Here is a 26,117-nt window from a genome sequence, read left to right on the forward strand (position 1 = left end):
CGTGACGGCCGTCGCGTAGTCACCGGCGTGCACCTCGGGAAGGCCGGTGCCGGAACGGGTTCGGGGTGGCGAGAGCGTCAGCAGATCGGCGACGGCCGTCACGGCGGCGCTGCTCGATCTCGATCACTCCTACGTTGCCGTACAGGGGCCGCCCGGGACCGGGAAGACGTACACCGCTGCCCGGGTGATCGCCGAATTGGTCGGCGTTCATCACTGGAAGGTCGGCGTGGTGGGCCAGTCGCATCACGTGGTGAACAATCTGCTGGACACCATCGTGGCGGCCGGCGTCGACCCGGGCCGGGTGGGCAAGAAGGCACCGACAGCCCACACAGTCGTGGACCCGGCGGAGTACTCCCGCTTCGTCGGCGAGGCCGAGGACGGCTGCGTCATCGGCGGTACCGCCTGGGACTTCTCCAACCCCGGCCGCATCCCGCCCGAATCGCTCGATCTCCTGGTCATCGATGAGGCCGGGCAGTTCTCGCTGGCCAACACCATCGCCGTCTCGGTCTCCGCACGTAACCTGCTGCTGCTCGGCGACCCGGCGCAGCTGCCGCAGGTCAGCCAGGGCACCCACCCCGAACCCGTCGACGAGTCGGCTCTGGGCTGGATCACCAGCGGTCACCCGACGCTGCCCGCCGACCGTGGATACTTTCTGGCCACGACGTGGCGGATGCATCCCGATCTGTGTGCGCCCGTCTCGACGCTGTCCTACGAGGGTAAACTCGAGTCCAACAGCACTGTGACGCAAGCGCGTTCGCTGGAGTCGCTCGCACCGGGACTGCACACCGTGTACCTCGACCACCACGGCAATTCCACCGACTCGGTGGAGGAAGCCGACGAGATCGTCACCCGCGTGCAGAATCTGCTCGGCCTCCAGTGGCGCGACCCGCAGTCCTTCGAGGGCACGCGGCCCATGCACCAGAGCGACTTCCTGGTGGTCGCGGCCTACAACGCGCAGGTAGCCGTCATCGTCGAACGACTCGCGGCCGCCGGACTCGACGAGGTCGCGGTGGGCACCGTGGACAAGTTCCAGGGACGCCAGGCACCGGTGGTACTGATCTCGATGGCCGCGTCGGCGATCGAGGACGTTCCGCGAGGCATGGGATTCCTGTTGTCCCGCAACAGACTCAACGTCGCCGTCTCGCGTGGCCAATGGGCCGCGATACTGGTCCGATCGCGGGCACTGACCCGGTACCTGCCGTCGACCCCCGTCGGACTGCTCACCCTCGGAACGTTCATGAGCCTGTGCGAGAACGGGATTCAGCCGAACGCCATACCCTCACCACGGTAAGTGGGGACCGCCTGGACGGACCCGTCGGCGTGCACGAGATGCAGGGTGTCGAATCGCTCGCACAACTCGCCCGCCTTCGCATGCCGGAACCAGACGCGATCACCGATCCGGATCTCCTCTGCTCCGCTCACCGGAGTCTGCACCTCGCCGGCACCCTCGTTGCGCAGCAACTTCAACCCGGACGTGACGACTCCCCTGGCCTTCCTCGACCACGCCACCGGCCGCGGGGACCTCGACGCCGACGCCGGACCCGACGCGATGTAACCACCACCGAACAGCGTCGCGATCCGAGGCGTCGGCTTGCGCACCGTGGGTAGCGCGAAGAACAGCGAAGGCTCGGCCGAGAATGCGCGATACCGATCGAAGAGCGTCGGCGCGAACAAGCCCGATCCCGCGGTCACCTCGGTGACGACCGGATCGGCCGCCGAGAAGTCGATCGACCCGGTACCGCCACTGTTGACGATCTCGATCCGACCGACTGCCGCGGTCACGGCCTCGACGACCGCCGTTCTGCGCGTGGAGATCTCACGGGACGAGAGCGACTTCATCCATTCCACCGCCCGATTGGAATCGGGCACACCGGCGATCTGCGCCTCGTAGAACATCAGACCGACCACCCGGAACCCACGCGCCTGCGCCGCCCGAGCGAAGGCGGCGACCTGCTCGGGTTCGCGCAGCGGCGAACGTCGGACACCGATGTGCAGCGGCCCGATTCGCAGCGAGGCATCGACGTCGATACAGATACGTGGCTTGAGAAGATCGCTGTCGGTGGCGTCGCGCACGATGTCGAGCTGTGCGACGTCGTCGACCATCAACGTGATTCGTCCGGACAGAACACGATCGTTGACGACCTCGGCGAGGGCGGTGCGATCGACCGACGGGTACCCCATCAGGATGTCCTCCACCCCGTGGCGTGCCAACCAGATCGCCTCACGCAGCGAGTAGGCCATGACCCCGCTCACGCCGTCGGCAGCGAGCACCCGCTCCAGTACGGCCCGGCACCGAACCGACTTGCTCGCGATCCTGATCGGCACCGAATCCGCCCGTGCTCGCAGCGCCGCAGCATTGGCATCGAGGGCAGCGGAATCGACTGCGGCCAAAGGTGATTCGAGCCCCTCGGTAGCAGCGGCGATACGGGACAGTGGTGTCGTGTCGGTGGTTGCGACACCGGCGATCGAACTCATGCGGCGTATTCCTTCGTCGTCGTTGCCAGGCCTACACAGTCAAACACTCCGTAGCCCAGAAGTCCCAGCGAGCATCGGCCACGCCGTTCTCAGCAGTCCATGGCCTTGCCCGCGATCAACCCCGACAGGTCGTCGATCTGCGCCAACACCTCGAGATCGTCGCCGTCGACCAACCACCGCAGCACCAGCCCGTCGAGGGTGGCCATTCCGAAACGCGCGATCGACGCCACCGGCTCGAGCCATCGCGTCCCGGTGTGAGCGGAACACTTCTCGAAGAACAACCGGGCCTCGGAGTCGCGGATTCGATACTGCCCACTGGCGATCTCGGCGGCCGACGCGGACCCGAGCGCGCGATGACGCAGCAGATAGGTCTTGATCTCGTAGGCGAGCAACTGCCGATCCGGCGACTTCTCGATCAGCAACCACACCGCGCTCAGACCGCCGTGCACCAGCTCCCGCAGACCACGGACGCCCGGAAGTTCGCGCGTGCCCACGGCACTGTCCAGCGCGGCGTGCAGAATCTCGGTGACGTCGACGATGAGGTGCTCGCCCATCGCGATCACCAGATCCTGCTTGGTTTCGAAGTGGTACTGCACGATGCCCTTGGTGACGTCCGCATGGTCCGAGAGCGCACGCACGGTCAGGGACTCGATGCCCACCCGCTCGGCGACATCGATCGCCGACTGCACCAGTTGTGCGCGTCGCACATCAGCGGGCAGCCTCGATTGCATGACCCGATCCTAGGGCGCAGCCGAGTTCTGTGCCTCGGATTGCCCCACGGGGAACGCCCCTGGGTTGCAGGAGTGCGATAGTGATTCGATGGTCGAGCGGTCGTGGCGGAACTGGGCAGGCAATCAACATGCATTTCCGGCGCGTCGCGCCGAGCCCACGTCGGTGGAGGAGTTGCGCGTCGTGCTGGCCGGTGCCGTCGACCTCTCTCGGTCGGTGCGGTGCGTCGGGGCCGGACACTCGTTCACCCCGATCGCGGTGACCGACGGCGTCCAGATCGGCCTGGATTCGCTGCGTGGCATCGAAGCGGTTGTCCGCGACGACGACGGATCCGCCCGAGTGACAGTGCTCGCAGGCACCCGGCTGCGCGAGCTGACTTCGCGGTTGTGGGACCTCGGCCTGGCCATGACCAACCTCGGCGACATCGACGAACAGTCCGTCGCCGGAGCCATCTCCACGGGTACCCACGGAACGGGGGGACGCTTCGGCGGCATCGCCACCCAGGTGTGCGCAGTGGAACTGATGACCGCGGACGGCCAACTCGTGCAGAGCTCTCGCGAGGAGAACACGGAACTGTTCGACGCGGCCCGCGTCGGGCTCGGTGCACTCGGCGTCATCACCCGAGTCACGCTCGAGTGCGTACCCAGGTTCGCCCTGCGCGCCGTCGAGGAGCCGTCGACGCTGCGGGCAACGCTCGACGAACTCGATGAGACCGTCGCAGGCGTCGACCACTTCGAGTTCTACTGGTTTCCGCACACAGACCGGGTGCTGACCAAACGCAACACTCGGCTACCCGGCGACGCGGTCTCGAAGCCGCTGGGAAAGGTGCGCTCGTACATCGACGACGAGCTGCTGTCCAACACGGTCTTCGAGGGCCTCAACCGTGTGGTGACGAGAATGCCGGCGCTGATTCCCCGGGTCAACGCGGTCTCGGCCCGAGCGTTGTCGGCTCGCGAATACACCGATCGCTCGTACCGGGTGTTCGCATCCTCCCGCACCGTCCGATTCGTCGAGATGGAATACGCGGTGCCGGTCGCCCAGATCGGCTGGGTGCTGCGCGAGGTGGATCGCTGGCTCGAGCGGTCGTCGATGTCCATCGCATTCCCCGTCGAAGTGCGTTTCGCCGCGGCCGACGACATCTGGCTCTCCACCGCGTACGGACGCCCGACGGCCTACATCGCTGTGCACCAGTACCACCGCCGCGATCACCGCGAGTACTTCGACGCCGTCGAAGCCATCTGCCGCAGCGTCGGTGGCAGGCCGCACTGGGGCAAACTGCACTCCCTCGGTAGCGAGGAGCTGCGCGATTGCTACGAACACTTCGACGATTTCCTGCGTGTTCGGGATTCGATGGACCCGAAGAAGTTGTTCGGCAGCGAGTACCTCGAGCGTCTGCTGTCGTGAGCGGTAACTCGTAGCAGGCTACGAACTACCGCTCACCACCGATTCGCTTACATTGGAGCGAGTGAGTACAGGAAAACGCGCGCTGTCCGGCATCATCGCCGCCGGAGTCGTCCTCGGTGTCGGTGAATTGATCGCCGTGCCCATCGGACCCAACTCGTCACCACTGACCGCCGTCGGGTCCTCGGCCGTCGACCACAGTCCTGCCCCGATCCGCGAATGGGCCATCGACACGTTCGGCACCTCCGACAAGCTCGCCCTGTTCGTCGGTATGGCGGTGGTCATCGGCGCGATCGCCGCGGCGGCAGGAATCGCCCGCAAGCCGATCGGTGCGGTCGTGTTCGCCGCACTGGGCGTAGTGGGCGTACTCGCGGCAGTGACTCGACCCGACGCGACGGCCTTCTACGCGGTACCGACCATCGGCGGCGTTGCCGTGGGCATCGTCGTGCTGCACGCCCTCATCGGTGCCGCCGCGCCTGCGACCGAGGGCATGAACCGACGCAGCTTCCTCGCCCTCGCCGCCGGTGCCGCGGTACTCGGCGTCGTTGCCGGAACAGCCGGCCGAATGCTCACCTCGGCCCGAGCAGTCACCGCGGATCGACTCGGCTTCATGCTGCCCACACCGACCCCGCAACCCCCGATACCGGCCGGAGCGGACCTGAAGATCGACGGCCTCGCGTCGTACATCACCCCGAACGACGACTTCTACCGCATCGACACCGCACTGGTCGTGCCCCGGGTGGCGTCGGATACATGGTCGTTGCGGATCCACGGCATGGTGGACCGCGAGATCGAGCTGACGTTCGCCGACCTCGCCGGACGCCAGGCAGTGGAGAAAACGGTCACCCTGACCTGCGTGTCCAATATCATCGGCGGCGACCTCGTCGGCAACGCGACGTGGATCGGCTACCCGCTCAAGGACATTCTCGAAGAAGCAGGCATCTCCCCCGACGCCGACATGGCGCTGTCGTCGAGCAGCGATGCCTTCACCGCGGGCACTCCCCTCGGGGTTCTGCTCGACGGCCGCGATGCCTTGCTGGCCGTCGGAATGAACGGCGCACCGCTGCCCGTCGAACACGGCTACCCGGCGCGGCTCGTCGTTCCGGGCCTGTACGGATACGTCTCGGCGACCAAGTGGGTCACCGACATCGAGATCACCCGATTCGACCGCGCGACGGCATACTGGACCGACCGCGGCTGGGGCGCACTCGGACCGATCAAGACGGCCTCGCGAATCGACACTCCACGATCGGGCAGTTCCGTGCCCGCCGGCCGGACCGTGATCGCCGGCGTCGCCTGGGACCAGCACACCGGCATCGACGCCGTGGAAGTGCAAGTGGACGAGGGCAACTGGGTGCCGGCCACACTGTCCGAGGAGTACTCCAAGGACACCTGGCGGCAATGGACCGTCGAACTGGACCTACCCTCGGGCCAACACGCGATCCGAGCCCGCGCCACCAACTCGGCCGGTGAGCTGCAGACCAACCAGACCGCCGACACCGTTCCCGATGGTGCCACCGGCTACCCGCGGATCTCGGTGACGGCGAACTGATCTAGACAGTCACGAAGCTCGCGCGAATCGAGTTCTCGGCCAACTGCTTTCGCTCGGCCGCGGTGAGGCCCATTCCCGCTTCGAGGGCAGAGAAGTTGTCGTCGACGTAGCCGCCGAAGTAGGCGGGATCGTCGGAATTGATCGACACCGACAGGCCCCGCTCGAGCATCTGCCGCAGCGGTAGCTGCTCGACGGTGTCGATCACCTTGAGCCGAACGTTGGACAGCGGGCAGACGGTGAGCGGAATCTGTTCCTCGACAAGTCGATTCACCAGTGCCTCGTCTTCGAGGCATCGCACACCGTGGTCGATGCGCTCGACCTTCAGCAGATCCAGTGCCTGCCAGATGTAGTCGGGCGGGCCCTCCTCACCGGCATGGGCGACGACATGCAAACCCTCGGCGCGCGCCTTGGCGAACACGTCCACGAACAGCGACGGCGGATAGCCAACCTCGGCGGAATCGAGACCGAGACCGATGATCGGGGCCTGCATGGCCAACAGATCGTCGAGCAGTTGATTGGCGTGCAGCACCGGCTTGTCCCGCAGGATCGACGCGATCAGCCCACTCGTGACGCCGAACTCGCGCTCGCTGGTAGCGCACGCGTCGGCCAATCCGTCGACGACGGCCGCGAGGGGCACACCGCGCTCGGTGTGCGCCTGCGGATCGAAGAAGATCTCCGCGTGCGTCACCCCGGCCTGCGCCGTGCGGCGGAAGTAGGCCCGGGCGAGATCCGCGAAATCCTCGGCAGTGCGCAGCACGGCCATGTTGGCGTAGTACAGATCCAGGAACGACTGCAGGTCGGTGAACTCGTACTTCGCCCGCAATTCGTCGATGTCGTTGTACGGCAACGACAATCCGTTGCGCTCGGCGAGCTCGAATATCAGCGGAGGTTCGAGTGACCCCTCGATGTGCAGGTGCAGTTCGGCCAGCTGATCAGTACTCACTCACCTGATGCTACTTGCCCGTGTACGTCGCCTTCCCCGGGCCGACCTCGAGGAAGCTCTTCACCGCACCCCGCAGATCCTCTGTTTCGAACAGTGCGCCGGAGACCTCCGAGGTGATCTCGTCCGCATGGGCCACACCGCCCGAACGCCACGCTGCCACAATCTGTTTCGTTGCCGCATGCGCGACGGTGGGGCCGTCGGCCAGTCGGTGCGTCAGTGCGAGCGCCGCGGCGTCGACGTCGTCATGAATCTGATTGACCACGCCCCACTCCTTCAGCGTCTGCGCGTCGTACAGGTCACCGGTCATGACGAGCTCGCGAGCCCGACCCGAACCGGCCCGCTCGGCGAGGCGCTGCGGGCCACCCATCGACGGAGTCAACCCGACGACCGTCTCGACCAGACCGAACTTGGCCTTGGGACCGGCGAGAATGATGTCGCACGCCAGCGAGATCTCGAACGCCGCCGTGAGCGTCAAGCCGTGCGCGGCATAGATCACCGGGCAGGGCAGCGCCTCGAGCGGATGAGCGATCTGCGCGAACAGACCACGCCACAGATCCGCCCCCTGCGCGGCGGACAGGCCCTCGAAGACATGCACGTCGACGCCGGCGGAGTTCACCTTGCCCTCGGCGCGCAGCAACACCGCCCGCGGAGGTCGCGCGACGAGATCGGCGACATCGGCGGCCACCGCGTCGAACATGGCCTGATCGAACAGGTTGAGCGGGCCGTGATCGAAGGTGAGGACGGCGACCTCGGCGCCTGCCGCGGTGGTGGATCGAACGAGCGAAGTGGGTGCGTCAGCCATGGTTCGCATAGTGCCACACCCGTCTCGGGCGGTTGTTACCAACGAGTATTGTGCGCAGGTAACTCACCGTTACCGAGAGGAACAGATAGATGAAGCGCAGCCTGTTCGAGGCCGATCACGAGGACTTCCGTGCGTCGGTACGCGAGTTCGTCACCCGTACCATCACCCCGGTCGAGGAGAAGCTCGTCGAACAGCGGTACATCGACCGCGAGATCTGGCTCGAAGCAGGTCGCAACGGCTTCCTGGGACTCGAAGTGCCCGAGGAATACGGCGGCAGCGGAGCCGAGGACTACCGATTCAACGCCGTCCTCGCCGAGGAACTCGCCCGCTCGAGCGCCGCGGTGGCGTCGTGCTTCGGTATTCACGTCGACATCGTCGCGCCCTACCTGGTCAAGCTCACCACCGAGGAGCAGAAGAAGCGCTGGCTGCCCGGCTTCTGCAGCGGCGAGATCCTCACCGCCATCGCAATGACCGAGCCGTCCGGCGGCTCCGACCTCGCCGCGCTGAAGACCACCGCCGTCAAGGACGGCGACGACTTCATCATCAACGGCTCGAAGACGTTCATCACCAACGGCAACTCCGCCGACCTCGTCATCGTCGCCACCCGCACGACGCCGGAGAAGAAGGCCAAGGGCATCACGCTCTTCGCCGTCGAGAACGGCACCGAAGGATTCTCCCGCGGCCGCAAGCTGGACAAGGTCGGCCAGCCCGAATCCGACACGGCCGAGCTGTTCTTCGAGAACGTGCGCGTCCCGAGCTCGAACATGATCGGCGAATTCGACGGCGGCTTTATCCACATGATGCAGCTGCTCCCGCAGGAACGCATCAGCTGCTCGGTGGCCAACCTCGGACACGTCCGCCCGATCCTCGAGGAGACACTGCAATACGCCAAGGACCGCAAGGCATTCGGTCAGCAGATCGGCTCACTGCAGTGGAACAAGTTCCTGCTCGCCGAGCTCGTCACCAAACTCGATGTGGCACAGGCGTACATCGACAACTGCATCGCCGCGCACGGGATCGGTGAACTGACGGCCATCGACGCCGCCAAGGCCAAATGGTGGAGCTCGCAGGTGCAGAACGAAATCCTCGACCACTGCGTCCAGCTGCACGGCGGCTACGGATTCATGAACGAATACCGCGCCGCTCGGGCATGGAAAGACGCTCGCGTGACCAAGATCTGGGCCGGATCGAACGAAATCATGAAGGAACTGATCGGCCGCGATCTGGGCCTGTAGTGCGCTTCGCGCAGTGGTGTGGTTGTGTGCCGCAGGGGGCACCTAACCGCACCACTGCCGCAGGCACTACTTGAACGCCGGCCGAGCGTAGAAGCAGACCGCGATCATGCCGACGATCAACACCGCGGCTGGCAGGATCAGTGACTGCGCCATGGCGGTGGTGAAACCGTCACGCAGCATCTCGGGCACTCGGCCGGCGAATTCGTTTGCCCCCGAGGCCGATCCACCGGTGGGTAGTTCGGCGGCCAGGCGCGATTGGATGAGCGCGCCGATACCCGCACTACCGAGCACGGAACCGATCATCCGGGTGGTGTTGTAGATACCGGAACCTGCGCCGGCCTGACTCATCGGCAGGTTGCGCGTCGCCGTGGCCGCCAACGGAGACCAGATCAACGCGTTCGCCACGCCCATCGCTGCGACCGGGAGCAAGAGCTTCCAGATCGCGGTGGTGGGTGTCATCTCGTAGGCGAACCACAGCAGCGACGCGGCCAGAATGAACAGTCCCGAACCGGCGATGTAGCGGGGATGGGTCTTGTCGACGAGCTTGCCGACATTGGGTGCAAGAATGCCGGTCAGCAGGGCCATCGGCACGAACAGCAGAGCCGAACGGGTCGGGGTGAGCCCGGTGACGCTCTGCGCGTAGAACATGATCGGCAGCATCATGCCGGACATCGCGAAACCCATTGCGGCGATACCGATGTTGGAGAGCGAGAAGTTGCGATCACGGAAGAGCGCCAACGGGACCAGCGGTTCGCTCTTGTTCACCGCCTGCCAGTAGACGAACCCGGCGAAGACGAGCAGTCCGACACCGATGAGGATCCAGATACCCGTCCCCCAGTCGTACTTCTGGCCCTCCTGGATGCCGAACACGATGCAGAACAGTCCGACGGCGCTCAGTGCGACACCGAGCAGATCGAACTTGTGGTCGTTCGTGGGCAACACCGGAACGAACTTCAGTGCCAACGCAATTGCGACAACACCGACCGGCAGATTGATGAAGAAGATCCACTCCCAGCCGAGGGAGTCGACCAGGACTCCGCCGAGGATCGGGCCGACGAGTGTCGCCACACCGGCGACGGCTCCCCACGCCCCCATGGCCGTTCCGCGCTTCTCGGCGGGGAAGACTCGGGTGATCACGGCCATCGTCTGCGGGGTGATCATCGCAGCACCGATGCCCTGCACGGCGCGCGCAGCGATGAGCATCTCGATGGACCCGGAGAGGCCACACCATGCAGATGCGAGCGTGAACAGGACGAGGCCCGCGATGTAGAGATTCCGGGGACCGAACTTGTCACCGAGACGCCCGGTGACGAGCAGCGGCACCGCGTAGGCCAGAAGATACGCACTGGTCACCCAGATGACGTTGTTGATGTCGGTGTTCAGGCCCGCGAGGATGGCCGGCTGAGCGACAGCCACGATGGTGGTGTCCACCAGAATCATGAAGAAGCCGAGGCACAGAGCCCACAGGGCGGGCCAGGGCTTGATCTCTCGTTGCGGCGGAGCGGTCTCGAGGACGTTCATGTGCTCTCCTGGTGTCGATCCGTCAGCGTCGTGTGAAGAACGGAAATGTCGTGCGGCCACGGAAGCTCGCCGCTGTCGATGCGATCGAGGTACCTGGTCAACCAGCTCACCTCCGCGGACTGCATGTGGTGGAGGTAATCGATTCCCGCCCAATAGATTTCGGAGACCTTCCGGTCTGCGGCAAGCTGCTGATAGCCGGCCAGCTCCGCGATCTCCTCGGCCAGGTCCTCGATGCGGCCGCGCAGATGGGCGACGGCCTCGGATGCCGACAGGTTGTGCATCTCGGACAGACCGAGAACGAACTGCGGATACTCGCGCACTGGATATCGGAGAATTTCCGCAAGTCGATCGGTCAGCACTCGACGTCCAGCGGGCGTGATCTCGTAGGTCGTGCGTTCCGGACGGTTGCCACCGCGGTCCGTACCCACTTCTTCGACCAACTCACGCTCGTGCAGTCTGGTCACCGCGTGATACAGCGATCCCGGGCGGATCTTGACGATGCGATCCTCTTTGCGCGACAACAGAAGTTGATACATCTCGTAGGGATGCATCGGACCTTCCGACAGCAACGCGAGCACCGATACGCCCAGGGGATTGATCGCTCCATCCCGCATCGGTGTACACCCCCCAGGTCGATATTCCGGTCGAATTATTCCGACTGGAATATATGGGCCTCCGGGGGTGCAAAGCAACCCGGACATTCCTCCGACCTGCGGATTTATCGGACATACAACGCACACAGGGCACCGACCGAGGTCGATGCCCTGCGAAACAGACGAAGGCCGGATACTCGGAATTTCTTCCGTGTATCCGGCCTTGTCACCGAATTTCTGGTGGAACTTACTTCGAGAAGTTCACTCCACCAGGAGAAGTCGGGTTACGAAGCTTGAATCAGATGGCGCGGACGCCGGTAGCCTGGGGGCCCTTCTGACCCTGGCCCACCTCGAACTCCACGCGCTGGCCCTCGTCGAGCGACTTGAAGCCGCTACCCTGAATCTCCGAGTAATGAACGAAAACGTCCGGTCCGCCACCATCCTGCTCGATGAAGCCGAAGCCCTTTTCGCCGTTGAACCACTTCACACTGCCCTGCGTCATTCTGTAAACCTTCTGTAAGCGAGCTAGATCTTCACGTCGAAGCTCTAATCTCAAAAGTGAGTCTGCCATCTATCGGCGCTGAGCGAAACACCGGGGGCGAAAAAGTCCGAAAGATTGCTTCTGGACGGTGAAACCGAAACGTCGCCCAGCGCCGCTGTGGCTAGGGTTCAGGCGTGGATTTCCCCCTTCTCGATGCCGGCCCGTTCGATTCTCACCGACTCGACATCGTCCGCCTGGCCTGGTGTCGCCGGTTGCAACTGGACGACCGCGGCCTCGACACCGACGCCGACCGCGTCGAACATGTCGGTGCCACCGAGGACATCACCGTGCTGCGACTGGCCGAGACCACCGTGATCGTCGGTCCGTCCTGGGCCGTCGAAGCCTCACGCGCGATCTCCGGCCACGCCGGTACCGACCGAACCTGGATTTCGTCGCTGCTGGGTGACCGCTCGGAGCGCTACGAGATCGGCACTCATACGCTGGCCTACGGCTCGGACATCGGCCACACCATCGACGTACACGACCCGCTGATCTCCCACGATGCGGTGCACGCCCGCAATCTTGCGGCGAACTGCAGTGACGCCGACGTTGCCGAGGCATTCGGCGAGCCGGTGTCGCGCAACTGGTTCACACTGCTCGGCGACGACAGGCCTGCGGACTCGGCGCACTCGCTCTCCTCCGCCGGCTACTCGGAAGAGCAGCTGATCCTGGCCGACATGCGGGTCCTGACAGACCCGAACCATCGCCGACGGGGTCACGCCCAGGTGGTCGGGCGGCTGGCAACCAACGACGCCATCGACGACGGCCTGATTCCGCAGTGGCGATCGCGACCCGAGAACGCCAGTGCTCGACGCCTCGCCGCGCGGCTGGGTTATGTGGAGATCGGAGCGTGTCACACCGCCGTGCCGCGCGCCGATCGAGGTTGAGTCGGCTCCGAACTGGGTAGCGTCGAGAGAACCGATCGATGCGAGGAGTGAACAACATGGCCGACGATGCCGCCTATGTGAAGCCGGGCAAGGAATTCACGCGCGACACCAACTACATTCCGACGCGAATCACCGCCGACGGCCGCGACGGCTATCCGGTGGAGCCGGGGCGTTATCGATTGATTGCAGCGCGTGCCTGCCCGTGGGCGCATCGATCCATCATCGTTCGCCGACTGCTCGGGCTGGAAGACGTTCTGTCGCTTGGCATTCCGGGACCGACTCACGACCCGCGCAGCTGGAACTTCCAGGAGGAGCCGGGCGGCGTCGATTCTGTTCTGCAGATTCCGAGGTTGCAGGATGCGTACTTCGCCCGCTTCACGGAATACGAGCGCGGCATCACCGTCCCCGCCATCGTCGACGTGCCCACCGGCGAGGTCGTCACCAACGACTACCCGCAGATCACGCTGGATCTGTCGACCGAGTGGACGCAGTATCACCGCGACGGTGCCCCAGATCTGTACCCCGAGGCGCTGCGCGGCGAGATCGACGAGGTGGCCGATCTCGTGTTCCGAGACGTCAACAACGGCGTCTATCGCTGCGGATTCGCCGGATCGCAGGAGGCGTACGACAAGGCCTACGACCGCTTGTTCGCCCGTCTCGACTGGCTCGTCGAGCGCCTGTCCACCCAGCGCTACCTCGTCGGAGACCACATCACCGAGGCCGACGTGCGCCTGTTCACCACGCTCGTGCGGTTCGATCCCGTCTACCACGGCCACTTCAAGTGCAACCGCAGCAAGCTAAGCGAGATGCCGGTGCTGTGGAACTACGCGCGCGATCTGTTCCAGACCCCCGGATTCGGCGACACCGTCGACTTCGATCACATCAAGCGGCACTACTACGAGGTGCACACCGACATCAATCCGTCGGGCATCGTCCCCAAGGGCCCGGACCTGACCGGATGGCTCGAACCACACGGCCGCGAATCCCTGGGAGGATCACCCTTCGGCGACGGCACCGCTCCCCCGCCGCCGAAGCCCGACGAGCTCGTTCCAGCCGACCACTGGGTGCACTGATTCACAACTCTCCAGAAGAAAGAGGACCCATGGCCGGCAAGAAGGACGACGCACAGGTCGAGGTCGGGGGCGGAGGCAAGCTCGAACGCGCGCTGGTCAACATTCTCGACAACGCCAGCCGCCTCCAGGGACCCGCCGTCGACAAATACGTCGCGCACGTGCGTCGAGCACACCCGTACGACACCCCGGCGCAGATCATCGAACGCCTGGAGAAGCGGTTCCTGCTGGCCGTCACCGGCAGCGGCTCGGCGGTGGGCGGTGCCGCGGCGATCCCGGGCGTCGGAACCGTCGCCTCGCTCGCCGCGGTGGGTGCCGAAACCGCGTTCTTCATCGAGTCCTCGGCACTACTGACCCTGTCGGTCGCGTCCGTGCACGGCATCCCCGTCGAGAACCACCAGCACCGACGCGCGCTGGTGCTGTCGGTCGCCCTGGGCGAATCGGGCATGCAGATCGTGCAACGAACGGTCGGCAAGACTGCCAAGAACTGGGGACCGCTGATCACCTCGCGCATCCCGGGCGGCTCGATGGCGACCATGAACAAGTCGCTGGTGAAGAAGTTCATCACCAAGTACCTCGCCAAGCGCAGCGCGCTGTTGGTCGGCAAGATGCTCCCCGCCGGAATCGGCGCAGCGATCGGCGGCGCGGGCAACCGCGCGGTCGGCAAGGGTGTCATCAAGAACGCCCGCGACGCATTCGGCCCGCCGCCTGCCCGTTTCCCGGAGAACCGCATCATCGAGCCGGACGAATGAGAGCCCCCGGAATCTTCGCGAGTGGAACGCGTTGACTCCGAACATGACTTCCACACCTGAACTCGGCACGTACGGCGTCTGGCGACTTCATTCGGCATTCACCCCCGAACTGTCCCGGGCGATCGAATCCTTCGGCTACGGAACGATCTGGCTCGGCGGCTCGCCGCCCGCGGACCTGACCACCTCCGAGGAGATTCTCGACGCCACCGAAACGGTCGTGGTCGCGACCGGCATCGTCAACATCTGGTCGGACGCAGCGGCCGACGTCGCCGCGTCGTATCACCGGTTGGAGAGCAAGCACCCGGGCCGTTTCGTCCTCGGAATCGGCGCGGGCCACCCGGAGGCAACGCAGGAATACACCAAGCCGTACGACGCTCTGGTGTCCTACCTCGACGCTCTCGACGAGGCCGGAGTCCCGGTGGAGCGGCGCGTCCTCGCTGCTCTCGGCCCGAAGGTGCTCGCGCTGGCGGCCGACCGCACCGCAGGTGCGCATCCGTACCTGACCACCCCCGAGCACACTCGTGAAGCACGAGAAGCCCTGGGACCGAACAAGATTCTGGCACCCGAACACAAGGTGGTCCTCGAATCGGATCCGGACAAGGCGCGCTCGATCGGGCGGCCACCGGTCAACAACCCGTACCTGCACCTGCGCAACTACACCAACAATCTGAACCGACTCGGCTACTCCGACGAGGAGATCGGCGACGGCGGCAGCGACCGGCTGATCGACGCGTTGGTGGCGCACGGTACGGCCGACGCGATCGCAGCACGGTTGAACGAGCACGTCGACGCCGGCGCATCGCACGTGACACTGCACTCGCTGCCCGACATGGCCGATCCGCTCGAGACCTACCGAGAGATCGCCGCCGCGCTGCATCGCTGACGCGGGAGGGCTCGCGCGCGAGTGGCCGCACCGGATGTCGGTCGCACCCCGTAGCCTCGAGTACCGGTTGCCGCGTGCAGCCGGTACTCGAGGTGTCCAACGGCCAGGGGGATTGCGCACAGATGACCAGCTATCCGGGAGCGGCGCTCGAAGCGCAGGCACTGACCAAGCAATTCGGCACGGTTCGCGCGGTCTCGGACCTGAGTTTCGTCGTTCCGCGCGGAACGGTCACCGGATTCCTCGGCCCCAACGGCTCGGGCAAGACGACGACGCTGCGCATGCTCCTCGGACTCGTCGCCCCCACCTCGGGTGTCGGCCTCGTCAACGGCGTTCCGTTTCGCGCGGCGACCCACCCGGCCCGCACCGTGGGAGCCGTCCTCGACTCGCTGAGCCTGCACCCCAAGCGCTCTGCAGCGCATCATCTGAAGATCTACACCGCCGCGATCGGCGTACCCGACAGCCGCGCCCTCGACGTGCTGCACCTGGTCGGCCTCGGCGACGCCGCCGACCGCGCCGCGGGCGGCTTCTCCCTGGGCATGCGTCAACGTCTGACACTGGCGACAGCTCTGCTGGGTGATCCCGAAATCCTCGTGCTCGACGAACCCGCCAACGGACTCGACCCCGAGGGAATCGCCTGGCTCCGCGACTTCCTGAAGGCATTCGCCGCGTCCGGACGCACCGTGCTGGTGTCGAGTCACATCCTGCGCGAGATCGAGCAGACCGTCGACAATCTGGTGATCGTCAGCGCCGGCGCACTCGTCTACCAGGGTTCCATCGCGCAACTGAGATCGACGCGTCCGAGCCGGGTACTCGTGGCCGCATCGGACCCCGCAGCCTTGGCATTGGCGTTGGCATCGAACGGGTTCAACGACAGTCAACTGCTGCCCGACGGACGCATCGGCGTCGCCGGTACCGACGCGGCCACGATCGCCCGCATCGCGGCCGACGTCCAGGTGACGATCTTCGGGACCACAAGCGAACACGTCGACCTCGAGCAGGTGTTCCTGTCGATGACCACAGGTCAGTACAACGCCGCACCCGTTCAGCAGAATCCCTACGGTTACGGCCCGCCGGGACCTCAGCAGGGTTACGGCCCACCGCAGGGGTACAGCCCTGCGCCGCAGAACTACGGTCCACCACAGAACTGGAACGGGGGCCCGCGATGAACGCGTTGCTGACGTCGGAGATCCGTAAGGTCACCACACTGAAGTTCTGGTGGGCGCTGGCGATCGCCCCGATCGTCGTCGGAGTGTTCGCGTCCGTCATCACGTCTGTGATCGCGAATCAGCTGGGTGAATTCGAGGAGGACCTCGACATTTCCGGCGGGGTCGCCTCGATCGGCCTGTACGTCGCCGCCGGTGCCGCGATTCTGTTCGCCGGCATCTTCGGTGCCGTCAACGCCGGAACCGAATTCCGCCACAAGACCATCACCACCAGCTTCCTGACGGCTCGCGGCCGCGACGGGGTGATCGCCGCCAAACTGATCGTCACTGCGCTGTTCGGCCTCGGATACGGCCTGGTGGTGCTGCTGGCCAGCTTGATCTGCCTGCTGATCTTCAACGAGCGGACGGTGCTGCTGGACGGCGCGTTCATCGGCGTGGTGGCGTCGTGCCTCCTCGCAGTGGTGCTGTGGTCGATGATCGGTGCCGGCCTGGGTCTGCTGCTCAAATCTCCGACGTGGGCCGCGATCGTGCTCGTCGCCTGGCTACCGTTCGGCGAGGGTCTGATCTCGCTGATCCTGTTCGGACTCGGGCTCGGATCGGTCGCCGTGGCGTTGCCGTCGAACCTGACTCTGCCGACCATGGCGGCGACTCAACTCGACGACGCAGGCGACCTGGCGTCGTGGCCGTGGGCACCGCTCGGACTCGCGCTGTGGGCCGCGATTCTCACCGGCGTCGGCTGGTTCCTGGCCCGCACGCGCGACATCGACTGACGTCGCGGCGGGAGTGGAGCCTGCGGAACGACCTAGATAGGCGGTCCCTACTTTCGCGGGCCGAAGGTGTCGGTACTCGGGTCTACCGTGGTGAATCGATGGCACACAGTAATGCGGTGAAAGACCGTGCAGCGGCACCCGGGCACAGCTCGTCGACACTCGACAGCACAGAACCCGCGTCGAGTCCCCGGCGTGGGTGGATCAGACGTCTGATCGCGCAGTGCATGCTGCATCGACGTACCGCACTCGGAGCCCTTGGCGTGACGATGATCGCCGCGGTCATCGACATTTCGTTCCCGCTGCTCACCAGAGTCGCCATCGATGATGCGACCGCAGGCAGAGGCGAGAAGATCGCCGCCGTCGCCGGAGCCATCGCACTGCTGGGTCTCGTGCGGTTCGCGTGCCAATTCGGTCGACGCATGCTCGCCGGCCGGCTCTCGATCGACGTCCAGCACGATCTACGCCTCGACCTGCTCGCGTCACTGCAGCGGCTCGACGGGCGCAAGCAGGACGAAATCCGAACCGGGCAGGTGGTCTCGCGATCGATCACCGACCTCCAACTCGTACAGGGACTGCTGGCCATGGTGCCGCTGTCGGCAGGAGCCGTCCTGCAGTTCGTGCTGGCGCTGGCGGTGATGGCGTATCTGTCGCCGCTGCTCACCGTGGTCGCGGTACTCATCGTTCCTGCGGTCGGCATCGTGGTCTATCGAATTCGGCCCATTCTCTTCGCGGCCACCTGGTCGGCGCAGCAACGCGCCGCCGATCTGGCACAACATGTCGAGGAAACGGTCACCGGCGTCCGAGTCGTCAAGGGCTTCGGACAGGAAGCCCGCGCGGTGGATCGCATCGAGACGCTGGGTCGCACGCTGTTCGCCGAGCGCATGAGATCGGCGAAGATCAACTCGCGGTTCGCACCGTCGATGGCCACCATTCCTCAGCTCGGACTCGTCGGAGTCATCGCCCTCGGCGGCTATCTGGCCCTCGAGGGCCACATCACGATCGGCACGTTTCTGGCCTTCGCCACCTATGTCGCGACTCTGTCCGCCGTGACCCGCACCGTCTCGTCGGTGGTGATCATGGCTCAGCTCTCCCGCGCGGCCGTCGAGCGCGTCTACGAGGTGGTCGATACCGAGCCGTCCGACCCGGAACCGACCGAACCCGTCTCGTTGCCGGACGGCCCGCTCGGAGTCCGCATCTCCGAGGTGACGTTCGGGTTCGAGCCCGAACGCGAGGTGCTCACCGGCCTGAACCTGACCATCTCGCCCGGTGAGACGGTGGCCGTCGTCGGCCACGCGGGTTCGGGAAAGACCGCACTCGCACTCCTGCTCCCTCGCTTCTACCGCCCGACTCGGGGACAGATCGCCCTGACGTCCGACGGAACGTCCATCGATATCGACGACCTCGACTCGACATCCCTGCGCGAGGCCGTCTCGCTGGTGTTCGACGAGCCGTTCCTCTTCTCGGACACCATCGCCGCCAACATCGCTCTCGGCAGGCCCGACGCCACCGCGGAGGAGATCGAGCATGCGGCGCGGCTGGCGCAGGCCTCGAACTTCATCGACGCGCTGCCCGAGGGATACGACAGCCTCGTCGGTGAGCGCGGACTCACCCTGTCCGGGGGCCAGCGCCAACGTATTGCGCTGGCCCGCGCTCTTCTCGTCGAGCCGCGCATTCTGATCCTCGACGACGCCACCTCCGCCGTGGACGCCGAGACCGAGGCCGCCATCTTCGACGCGTTGCGCGGCGTCCGCACACGCGCGACTCTCGTTCTCGCTCATCGCCGCTCGACTCTGACCCTGGCCGACCGCGTCGCCGTCCTCGACAACGGCCGGATCATCGACACCGGAACGGTCGACGAACTGGATCAGCGCTGTCCGTTGTTCCGGGCCCTCCTGGCCGGCGGAGACGGCGAGCCGAACGACGATCCCGGCACGGAGCTGCCCGCGGCCCCGTCCGCCGACACGCTCTGGCCCGACACGTCTCCCGAGTCGACGGTCGCACCCGGCGCGGCCGCGACACCCGCACCCGGAGGCGGAGGTGGTCACGGAACTGCGATGGCCGGAGCATTCGGCTCACTCGCACCCACACCGGCCATCTCCCGGGCAGTCGCGGCCCTGCCGCCTGCGACCGAGGACCCGGGCACATCGGGATCCGAACTGCGTCGACCCGACCCCGAGTTCCGGCTGTCGAGACTGCTGAGCCCGGTGCGATTGTTGCTGGCAGCGGTGGTGGTGCTCCTCGCGCTGGACTCACTGGCCTCGATCGCCTTTCCCTCCCTCGTTCGCTACGCCGTGGACAGCGGAGTGGCCAGTGGAGACTCGAACACCCTGTGGATCGCCACCTCGATCGGCGTAGTGTTGGCAGCGGCGAGTTGGTTCGTCGTCTGCTGGACGACGGTCATCACCGCGCGGGCAGGCGAGCGGGTGCTCTTCGGACTCCGGGTGCGCAGCTACGCACACATTCAGCGGCTCGGCCTCGACTACTACGAACGCGAGCTGTCGGGCCGCATCATGACCCGAATGACCACCGACGTCGATGCGCTGTCCTCGTTCATTCAGACCGGAGCCTCGACCGCGGTGGTGAGCGTGCTGACCATCGTCGGCATCGCCGCCGCACTGCTCGTCACCGACCCGGCACTCGGACTGGTCGCGCTGGCGGTGGTGCCGCCACTCGCCGTGGCCACCGTCATCTTCCGGCGCATCTCCTCGGCCGCGTACTCCACCTCCCGCGAGCGCATCTCGATCGTCAACGCCGACTTCCAGGAGAACGTCACGGGACTGCGCGCCGCACAGGCGTACCGGCGCGAGGAGTACGCCGCATCGAGGTTCGCCGAACGCTCCGACCGCTACCGGGTGAGCCGAATGCGATCGCAGACCGCGATCTCGGTGTTCTTTCCTCTCATCACACTGCTCTCCGACATCGCGCTCGCCGTCGTCGTGTTCGTCGGCGCACATCAGATCGCCACCGGCACCACCACCGCGGGCACCCTCGTGGCGTTCGTGCTCTACCTCGGGCTGCTCTTCGGACCGATCCAGCAGCTCTCGCAGGTGTTCGACGGTTACCAGCAAGCACGGGTCGGCGTCGGCCGCATCGGGGATCTGCTGCGCACCACCAGCTCGATAGAAACCTCCACCAACGCGAACACCACCGCACTTCCCGGCGGACGCCTGCGCGCCGACATCGAACTCGTCGACGTCGGTTTTCGGTATGCCGGGGCACAGTCCGACGCCCTGAGTGAGGTAAATCTCACCATCCCTGCCGGCACCACCGTCGCGTTGGTCGGCCGCACCGGCGCGGGCAAATCCACGGTCGTGAAACTGCTGGCCCGCTTCTACGATCCGACCTCCGGATCGGTGCGCGTGGGCGGCCACGATCTACGCGACTATCGCCTCTCGGACTACCGGCACCGACTCGGCGTCGTACCGCAGGAAGCGCACCTGTTCACCGGGACCGTCGCGTCGAACATCGCCTACGGCAGGCCCGACGCCACCCGTGCCGACATCGAGAACGCAGCCCGCTCCGTGGGGGCTCTGAGCACCATCGCTGCACTTCGCGGCGGCATGCACCAACCCGTCGGCGAGCGCGGGCAAGGGCTGTCCGCGGGTCAACGACAGCTGATCGCACTGGCCAGGGCCGAGCTGGTCGACCCCGATCTTCTGCTGCTCGACGAGGCCACCGCCACGCTCGATCCAGCGACCGAACGAACCGTGCTCGCAGCCAGCAGTGCCGTCGCACGCACCCGCACCGCAGTGGTCGTCGCGCACCGCTTGGCGACCGCCGCACGAGCGGACCTGATCGTGGTGGTCGACGGCGGCCGTATCGTGGAAGTAGGTCGACATTCGGAGCTGCGCACGCGGGGCGGGTTCTATGCGCAACTGTGGTCTGCAGCCGAAACGAACCGAGGGAATAATTCGATAGTCCAAGGTGTCATCGACAACGAGGCCGATGGTTACCGGTGAGTACATATCACAGCTACGTCCCGGACGCACGTGAGCTGGACCAAAGGTCTAGCCTGGACACGTACGCGCGCTGAACGGGAACGAAGACAGAAACGAGGCGAACTACTGCCGTGAGCAGCAGCTCTACTACCCAATTCGGACAAAACCAATGGCTGGTCGACGAGATGTACCAGCGATTCAAGCAGGACCCTTCATCCGTCGACGCGAGCTGGCACGAGTTTCTGACCGGTTACGACCCCGATGCAGCGACCGACGAGACCACCGGATCCAACGGGTCGGCCGGTAACGGCGCAGCCTCGAACGGTAGCTCGACCAAGTCCGCGCCTCCCGCAGCACCCGCGCCACCAGCCAAGCCGGCCGCTTCTGCTCCCGACAAGACCGACGCGCCGAAGGCCGCAGCACCCAAGGCCGCTCCGAAAGCCGCCGCTCCCAAGGCCGAGGCCTCGAAGCCTGCCGCCGCCAAGCCTGCCGAGAAGAAGGCAGCACCGGCCAAGTCCGCTCCCGCAAAGCCCGCCGCAGCCGAGTTCGGCGAAGAGTCCAGCAAGATTCTGCGCGGCGCTGCTGCCGCGGTGGCGAAGAACATGTCGGCCTCGTTGCAGATTCCGACCGCGACCAGCGTGCGTGCGATCCCGGCCAAGCTCATGGTCGACAACCGTCTCGTGATCAACAACCATCTCGCGCGCACCCGCGGCGGCAAGATCTCGTTCACGCACCTGCTCGGCTACGCCATCGTGCAGGCCGTCAAGGCGTTCCCGAACATGAACCGCCACTTCGCCGAGGTCGACGGCAAGCCGAACGCCGTCACACCGGCAGCGATCAACCTCGGTCTCGCGATCGACCTGCCCGGCAAGGACGGCAACCGTTCCCTCGTCGTCGCCGCCATCAAGAACACGCAGGACTTCACGTTCACGCAGTTCTACAACGCGTACGAGGACATCGTGCGTCGCGCTCGCGACGGCAAGCTCACCGGTGAGGACTTCCAGGGCGTCACCATCTCGCTGACCAACCCCGGCGGAATCGGAACCGTGCATTCGGTGCCGCGTCTGATGAACGGCCAGGGAGCCATCATCGGCGCAGGTGCGATGGAGTACCCGGCGGAGTTCCAGGGAGCCAGCGACGAGCGTCTCGCCGAGTTCGGCGTCGGCAAGCTCATGACTCTGACCTCGACGTACGACCACCGCATCATTCAGGGTGCGGAGTCGGGCGACTTCCTCAAGACGATCCACAACCTGCTGATCAGCGACGAGTTCTACGACGAGCTGTTCCACTCGCTGAAGATCCCCTACGAGCCCATTCGCTGGCGCAAGGATCTGCCCGAGGGCACGGTCGACAAGAACACCCGCGTGCTCGAGCTCATCGCGGCGTACCGCAACCGCGGTCACCTGATGGCCGACACCGATCCGTTGCAGTTCACCAAGGACAAGTTCCGGATGCACCCGGACCTCGACGTGATCAGCCACGACCTCACGCTGTGGGACCTCGACCGCGAGTTCAAGGTCGGCGGATTCCACGGCAAGGACAAGATGAAGCTGCGGGACGTGCTCAGCGTGCTGCGCGACTCGTACTGCCGCCACGTGGGCGTCGAGTACACCCACATCCTCGAGACCGAGCAGGTCTCCTGGCTGCAGGAACGCGTCGAGGCCAAGCACGTCAAACCGACTGTGGCGCAACAGAAGTACATTCTGAGCAAGCTCAACGCAGCCGAGGCGTTCGAGACGTTCCTGCAGACCAAGTACGTCGGGCAGAAGCGCTTCTCGCTCGAAGGTGCCGAGTCGGTCATCCCGATGATGGACTCCGTCATCGACCAGAGCGCCGAGTACGCCCTCGACGAGGTCGTCATCGGTATGCCGCACCGCGGCCGACTGAACGTGCTCGCCAACATCGTCGGCAAGCCCTACTCGAAGATCTTCACCGAGTTCGAGGGCAACATGAACCCGGCCGCCGCACACGGCTCCGGCGATGTGAAGTACCACCTCGGTGCCGAGGGCACGTACATCCAGATGTTCGGTGACAACGACATCAAGGTCTCGCTCACCGCGAACCCGTCGCACCTCGAAGCCGTCGACCCAGTTCTCGAAGGCCTCGTCCGCGCCAAGCAGGACCTGCTGGACAAGGGCACCGGCCAGGGCGGTTACTCCGTTCTGCCGCTGATGCTGCACGGAGACGCGGCATTCGCAGGCCAGGGCGTCGTCGCCGAGACGCTGAACCTGTCCGATCTGCGGGGCTACCGCACCGGCGGCACCGTGCACATCGTCGTCAACAACCAGGTCGGCTTCACCACCTCACCGGAGTTCTCGCGTTCGTCCGAGTACTGCACCGATGTGGCGAAGATGATCGCCGCGCCGATCTTCCACGTCAACGGCGACGACCCCGAGGCATGCGCCTGGGTGGCTCAGCTGGCGGTGGACTTCCGTCAGAAGTTCCACAAGGACGTCGTCATCGACATGATCTGCTACCGCCGTCGCGGCCACAACGAGGGCGACGACCCCTCGATGACGCAGCCGGCGATGTACGACGTGATCGACACCAAGCGCAGCGTCCGTAAGAGCTACACCGAATCGCTCATCGGTCGTGGAGACATCTCGCTCAAGGAAGCCGAGGACGCACTCCGCGACTACCAGGGCCAGCTCGAACGTGTCTTCAACGAGGTACGCGAGCTCGAGAAGTACACCCCGGAGCCCAGCGAATCGGTCGAACTCGACCAGCAGTTGCCTGCCAAGCTCACCACGGCAGTCGACAAGGCCGTGCTGCACCGTATCGGCGATGCGCACCTCGACGTTCCCGACGGCTTCAACGTGCACCCGCGCGTCAAACCGGTGCTCGAGAAGCGTCGCGAGATGGCGCACGAGGGCAAGGTCGACTGGGCCTTCGGCGAGCTGTTGGCGCTCGGATCCTTGGTCGACGAGGGTCGCAACATCCGCTTCTCCGGCCAGGACACCCGCCGCGGCACGTTCACTCAGCGTCACTCGGTGATCATCGACCGTAAGACCGGTGCCGAGTACACGCCGCTGCAGAACATCGGCAGCGACAACCCCGGCAAGTTCATGGTCTACGACTCCGCTTTGAGCGAGTTCGCAGCCGTAGGCTTCGAGTACGGCTACTCCGTGGGCAACCCGGACGCACTGGTGATGTGGGAAGCGCAGTTCGGCGACTTCGTCAACGGCGCACAGTCCATCATCGACGAGTTCATCTCGTCCGGTGAAGCCAAGTGGGGCCAGCTCTCCGACGTCGTGCTGCTGCTGCCGCACGGCCACGAAGGCCAGGGTCCCGACCACACGTCCGGACGCATCGAACGCTTCCTGACGCTGTGCGCCGAAGGCTCGATGACCGTCGCACTCCCCTCGACCCCCGCGAACTACTTCCACCTGCTGCGCAGGCACGCGCGTGACGGCATCCGTCGCCCGCTGATCGTCTTCACCCCGAAGTCGATGCTTCGCAACAAGGCAGCGGTGAGCAACATCGAGGACTTCACCGACGGCAAGTTCCACTCGGTGTTCGACGAGCCCACCTACGACACCGGCACCGGTGACCGCAGCGCGGTCAAGCGTGTGCTGATGGTCAGCGGCAAGCTCTACTACGAACTGCTCGCTCGCAAGCAGAAGGACAACCGCGACGACGTCGCGATCGTTCGCGTCGAGCAGCTCTACCCCGTGCCGGTCCGTCGGATCCGGGAAGCTCTCGAAAGCTACCCGAACGCAACGGAATTCCGTTGGGTTCAGGAAGAGCCTGCGAACCAGGGTGCCTGGCCGTTCTTCGGTCTCGCGCTGCCCGAGCTCATGCCCGAGAAGCTGGTCGGCATCAAGCGCATCTCGCGTCGCGCAATGTCCGCACCGTCGTCGGGCTCGAGCAAGGTACACGCGGTCGAGCAACTCGAAATCATCGACGAGGCCTTCAAGGCAGTCGGCGAAGACTAGATTTCCGACAACGACAGCGGCCCACTTCTTCGGAAGTGGGCCGCTGTCGTCGTTTCTGGGCTCCCCCGGTCCGCGTCAATGGACCACTACATACGTCTGCGCAGTACGACGGTCCATTCACGCGAACCCCGGACACGAGTGAATGGACCCCTGCATACGTCTGAGGAGTGCAATGGTCCATTGACGCGGCAGGGGAGGAGCCGGGGCGGGATCAGGCGTCGGCGACGGGGTTCGTTCCCAGGAGTGCGGAGATCATGCCCGGCGCCAGGGCGACGGCGGGCAGGGCGTTGACGTTGAGGTCGATGAGTTCGTCGCGGCTCAGCTCCGGAGCGGTGAGCCAGTTGATGGTCGTTTCCTCGACGAATGCGATCCAGCCACGGACGGCCAACACGATGGTGGGGGTTACCTCGATGTCGAGTCCGCCGAGTTGCGCGACCGTTCGTTCGGCCATGGCGGAGCGGGTGTCCTCGAACACCGCGCGCATCTGCGGGTCGCCGCTGGGGGTGCCGCGCAGGAGGGAGACGTACATCTGCCGCTTGTCGGTGACGTAATCGACGTAGTTCGCGATGGAGTCGCGCAGAATCTCGTACGGTGGCAGCGAAGGATCGGGTGCGGTGCGCTCGAGCATGACGCGCGAGGACTCACGCACGATTTCGAGGTGGAAGTCCTGCTTGGAGGCGAAGTAGTGGAACAGAAGGCCTCGGGAGACGCCTGCTTGGTCTGCGATGTCCTCGACCGAGATCTGTTCGAGGGGGCGGTCGGCGAGCATTTCGGTACCGAGCTCGATCAGTTGGGCTCGTCGTTGCTGCGGACTGAGCCTGGTCCTCTTCGTGGTCGATGTGCCGGGGCTGTTCACGAACGCCATGCAACCACCCTACTGAATGTTAGTCAATAACTATTGACTCACACTCAATAAGCTTCTACGCT

19 protein-coding genes and 1 pseudogene are annotated in these 26,117 nt (G+C 65.4%); 12 read left to right on the top strand and 8 right to left on the bottom strand.

Going from position 1 to position 26,117, the window contains the following annotated elements; all coding sequences use genetic code 11:
- Window positions 1–22: 22 nt before the first annotated feature.
- A pseudogene (locus CH251_RS05835) lies at window positions 23–1,291 on the top strand (DEAD/DEAH box helicase); the annotation flags it as partial.
- On the opposite strand, the gene CH251_RS05840 reads toward CH251_RS05835, so the two are convergent.
- Entirely contained in the window at window positions 1,261–2,475 is a 1,215-nt protein-coding gene (locus tag CH251_RS05840; protein WP_094612317.1) for an alanine racemase, read from the bottom strand. The pseudogene CH251_RS05835 and the gene CH251_RS05840 overlap by 31 nt on opposite strands.
- A gap of 89 nt (window positions 2,476–2,564) precedes the next feature.
- Window positions 2,565–3,206 (bottom strand): TetR/AcrR family transcriptional regulator, encoded by a 642-nt coding sequence (locus tag CH251_RS05845; RefSeq protein WP_094612318.1) that lies wholly within the window; start codon window positions 3,204–3,206, stop codon window positions 2,565–2,567.
- 88 nt (window positions 3,207–3,294) lie between these two features.
- Here CH251_RS05845 and CH251_RS05850 point away from each other — a divergent pair, with 88 nt between their 5' ends.
- Together CH251_RS05850 and CH251_RS05855 are read left to right on the top strand one after the other, a co-directional pair.
- The gene (locus CH251_RS05850) at window positions 3,295–4,608 is read left to right on the top strand and encodes a D-arabinono-1,4-lactone oxidase (protein ID WP_094612319.1); all 1,314 of its coding nucleotides are present in this window, start codon (window positions 3,295–3,297) and stop codon (window positions 4,606–4,608) included.
- Between the two features lie 61 nt (window positions 4,609–4,669).
- Window positions 4,670–6,157 (top strand): molybdopterin-dependent oxidoreductase, encoded by a 1,488-nt coding sequence (locus CH251_RS05855; protein WP_094612320.1) that lies wholly within the window; start codon window positions 4,670–4,672, stop codon window positions 6,155–6,157.
- A gap of 1 nt (window position 6,158) precedes the next feature.
- Here CH251_RS05855 and CH251_RS05860 read toward each other — a convergent pair whose 3' ends face one another.
- Both CH251_RS05860 and CH251_RS05865 read right to left on the bottom strand, forming a co-directional pair.
- On the bottom strand, window positions 6,159–7,100 hold the full coding sequence (locus CH251_RS05860) for an adenosine deaminase (RefSeq protein ID WP_094612321.1): 942 nt from the start codon (window positions 7,098–7,100) through the stop codon (window positions 6,159–6,161).
- A gap of 10 nt (window positions 7,101–7,110) precedes the next feature.
- The gene (locus tag CH251_RS05865) at window positions 7,111–7,902 is read right to left on the bottom strand and encodes an enoyl-CoA hydratase/isomerase family protein (RefSeq protein WP_094612526.1); all 792 of its coding nucleotides are present in this window, start codon (window positions 7,900–7,902) and stop codon (window positions 7,111–7,113) included.
- 89 nt (window positions 7,903–7,991) lie between these two features.
- On the opposite strand from CH251_RS05865, the gene CH251_RS05870 reads away from it, so the two are divergent.
- Window positions 7,992–9,137 (top strand): acyl-CoA dehydrogenase family protein, encoded by a 1,146-nt coding sequence (locus CH251_RS05870; RefSeq protein WP_032396497.1) that lies wholly within the window; start codon window positions 7,992–7,994, stop codon window positions 9,135–9,137.
- 66 nt (window positions 9,138–9,203) lie between these two features.
- Here the strand turns inward: CH251_RS05870 and CH251_RS05875 are convergent, their stop codons facing one another.
- The 3 genes from CH251_RS05875 to CH251_RS05885 all read right to left on the bottom strand — a co-directional run bounded on the left by CH251_RS05875 (window position 9,204) and on the right by CH251_RS05885 (window position 11,753).
- Window positions 9,204–10,658, bottom strand: coding sequence for a DHA2 family efflux MFS transporter permease subunit (locus tag CH251_RS05875; RefSeq protein WP_094612322.1), 1,455 nt, complete (start codon window positions 10,656–10,658; stop codon window positions 9,204–9,206).
- Window positions 10,655–11,272, bottom strand: a complete 618-nt coding sequence (locus tag CH251_RS05880) for a PadR family transcriptional regulator (protein ID WP_094612323.1) — start codon at window positions 11,270–11,272, stop codon at window positions 10,655–10,657. Before CH251_RS05880 ends, CH251_RS05875 begins: the two co-directional genes overlap by 4 nt.
- A 277-nt stretch (window positions 11,273–11,549) precedes the next feature.
- Window positions 11,550–11,753, bottom strand: a complete 204-nt coding sequence (locus CH251_RS05885) for a cold-shock protein (RefSeq protein WP_008714360.1) — start codon at window positions 11,751–11,753, stop codon at window positions 11,550–11,552.
- A 173-nt stretch (window positions 11,754–11,926) separates the two neighbouring features.
- On the opposite strand from CH251_RS05885, the gene CH251_RS05890 reads away from it, so the two are divergent.
- The 8 genes from CH251_RS05890 to CH251_RS05925 all read left to right on the top strand — a co-directional run bounded on the left by CH251_RS05890 (window position 11,927) and on the right by CH251_RS05925 (window position 25,190).
- Window positions 11,927–12,679: a GNAT family N-acetyltransferase gene (locus CH251_RS05890; RefSeq protein ID WP_094612324.1), complete on the top strand. Its 753-nt coding sequence runs from the start codon at window positions 11,927–11,929 to the stop codon at window positions 12,677–12,679.
- Between the two features lie 56 nt (window positions 12,680–12,735).
- Window positions 12,736–13,752: a glutathione S-transferase family protein gene (locus tag CH251_RS05895; RefSeq protein WP_094612527.1), complete on the top strand. Its 1,017-nt coding sequence runs from the start codon at window positions 12,736–12,738 to the stop codon at window positions 13,750–13,752.
- Window positions 13,753–13,781: 29 nt separating this feature from the next.
- Complete coding sequence (locus tag CH251_RS05900) at window positions 13,782–14,501, top strand: hypothetical protein (RefSeq protein WP_094612325.1); 720 nt, start codon at window positions 13,782–13,784, stop codon at window positions 14,499–14,501.
- Between the two features lie 43 nt (window positions 14,502–14,544).
- Window positions 14,545–15,384 (top strand): LLM class F420-dependent oxidoreductase, encoded by an 840-nt coding sequence (locus CH251_RS05905; RefSeq protein WP_094612326.1) that lies wholly within the window; start codon window positions 14,545–14,547, stop codon window positions 15,382–15,384.
- Window positions 15,385–15,506: 122 nt separating this feature from the next.
- Window positions 15,507–16,550 (top strand): ABC transporter ATP-binding protein, encoded by a 1,044-nt coding sequence (locus tag CH251_RS05910; RefSeq protein ID WP_094612528.1) that lies wholly within the window; start codon window positions 15,507–15,509, stop codon window positions 16,548–16,550.
- Entirely contained in the window at window positions 16,547–17,317 is a 771-nt protein-coding gene (locus CH251_RS05915) for an ABC transporter permease (RefSeq protein ID WP_094612327.1), read from the top strand. Before CH251_RS05910 ends, CH251_RS05915 begins: the two co-directional genes overlap by 4 nt.
- 224 nt (window positions 17,318–17,541) lie before the next feature.
- Window positions 17,542–21,276: an ABC transporter ATP-binding protein gene (locus CH251_RS05920; protein WP_094612529.1), complete on the top strand. Its 3,735-nt coding sequence runs from the start codon at window positions 17,542–17,544 to the stop codon at window positions 21,274–21,276.
- Window positions 21,277–21,386: 110 nt separating this feature from the next.
- Entirely contained in the window at window positions 21,387–25,190 is a 3,804-nt protein-coding gene (locus CH251_RS05925; RefSeq protein ID WP_094612328.1) for a multifunctional oxoglutarate decarboxylase/oxoglutarate dehydrogenase thiamine pyrophosphate-binding subunit/dihydrolipoyllysine-residue succinyltransferase subunit, read from the top strand.
- A gap of 211 nt (window positions 25,191–25,401) precedes the next feature.
- Here the strand turns inward: CH251_RS05925 and CH251_RS05930 are convergent, their stop codons facing one another.
- Window positions 25,402–26,055, bottom strand: coding sequence for a TetR/AcrR family transcriptional regulator (locus CH251_RS05930; protein ID WP_094612329.1), 654 nt, complete (start codon window positions 26,053–26,055; stop codon window positions 25,402–25,404).
- Window positions 26,056–26,117 lie beyond the last annotated feature (62 nt).

Origin of the sequence: Rhodococcus sp. 06-462-5 (genome assembly GCF_002258315.1) — a bacterium.
GTDB lineage: Bacteria > Actinomycetota > Actinomycetes > Mycobacteriales > Mycobacteriaceae > Rhodococcoides.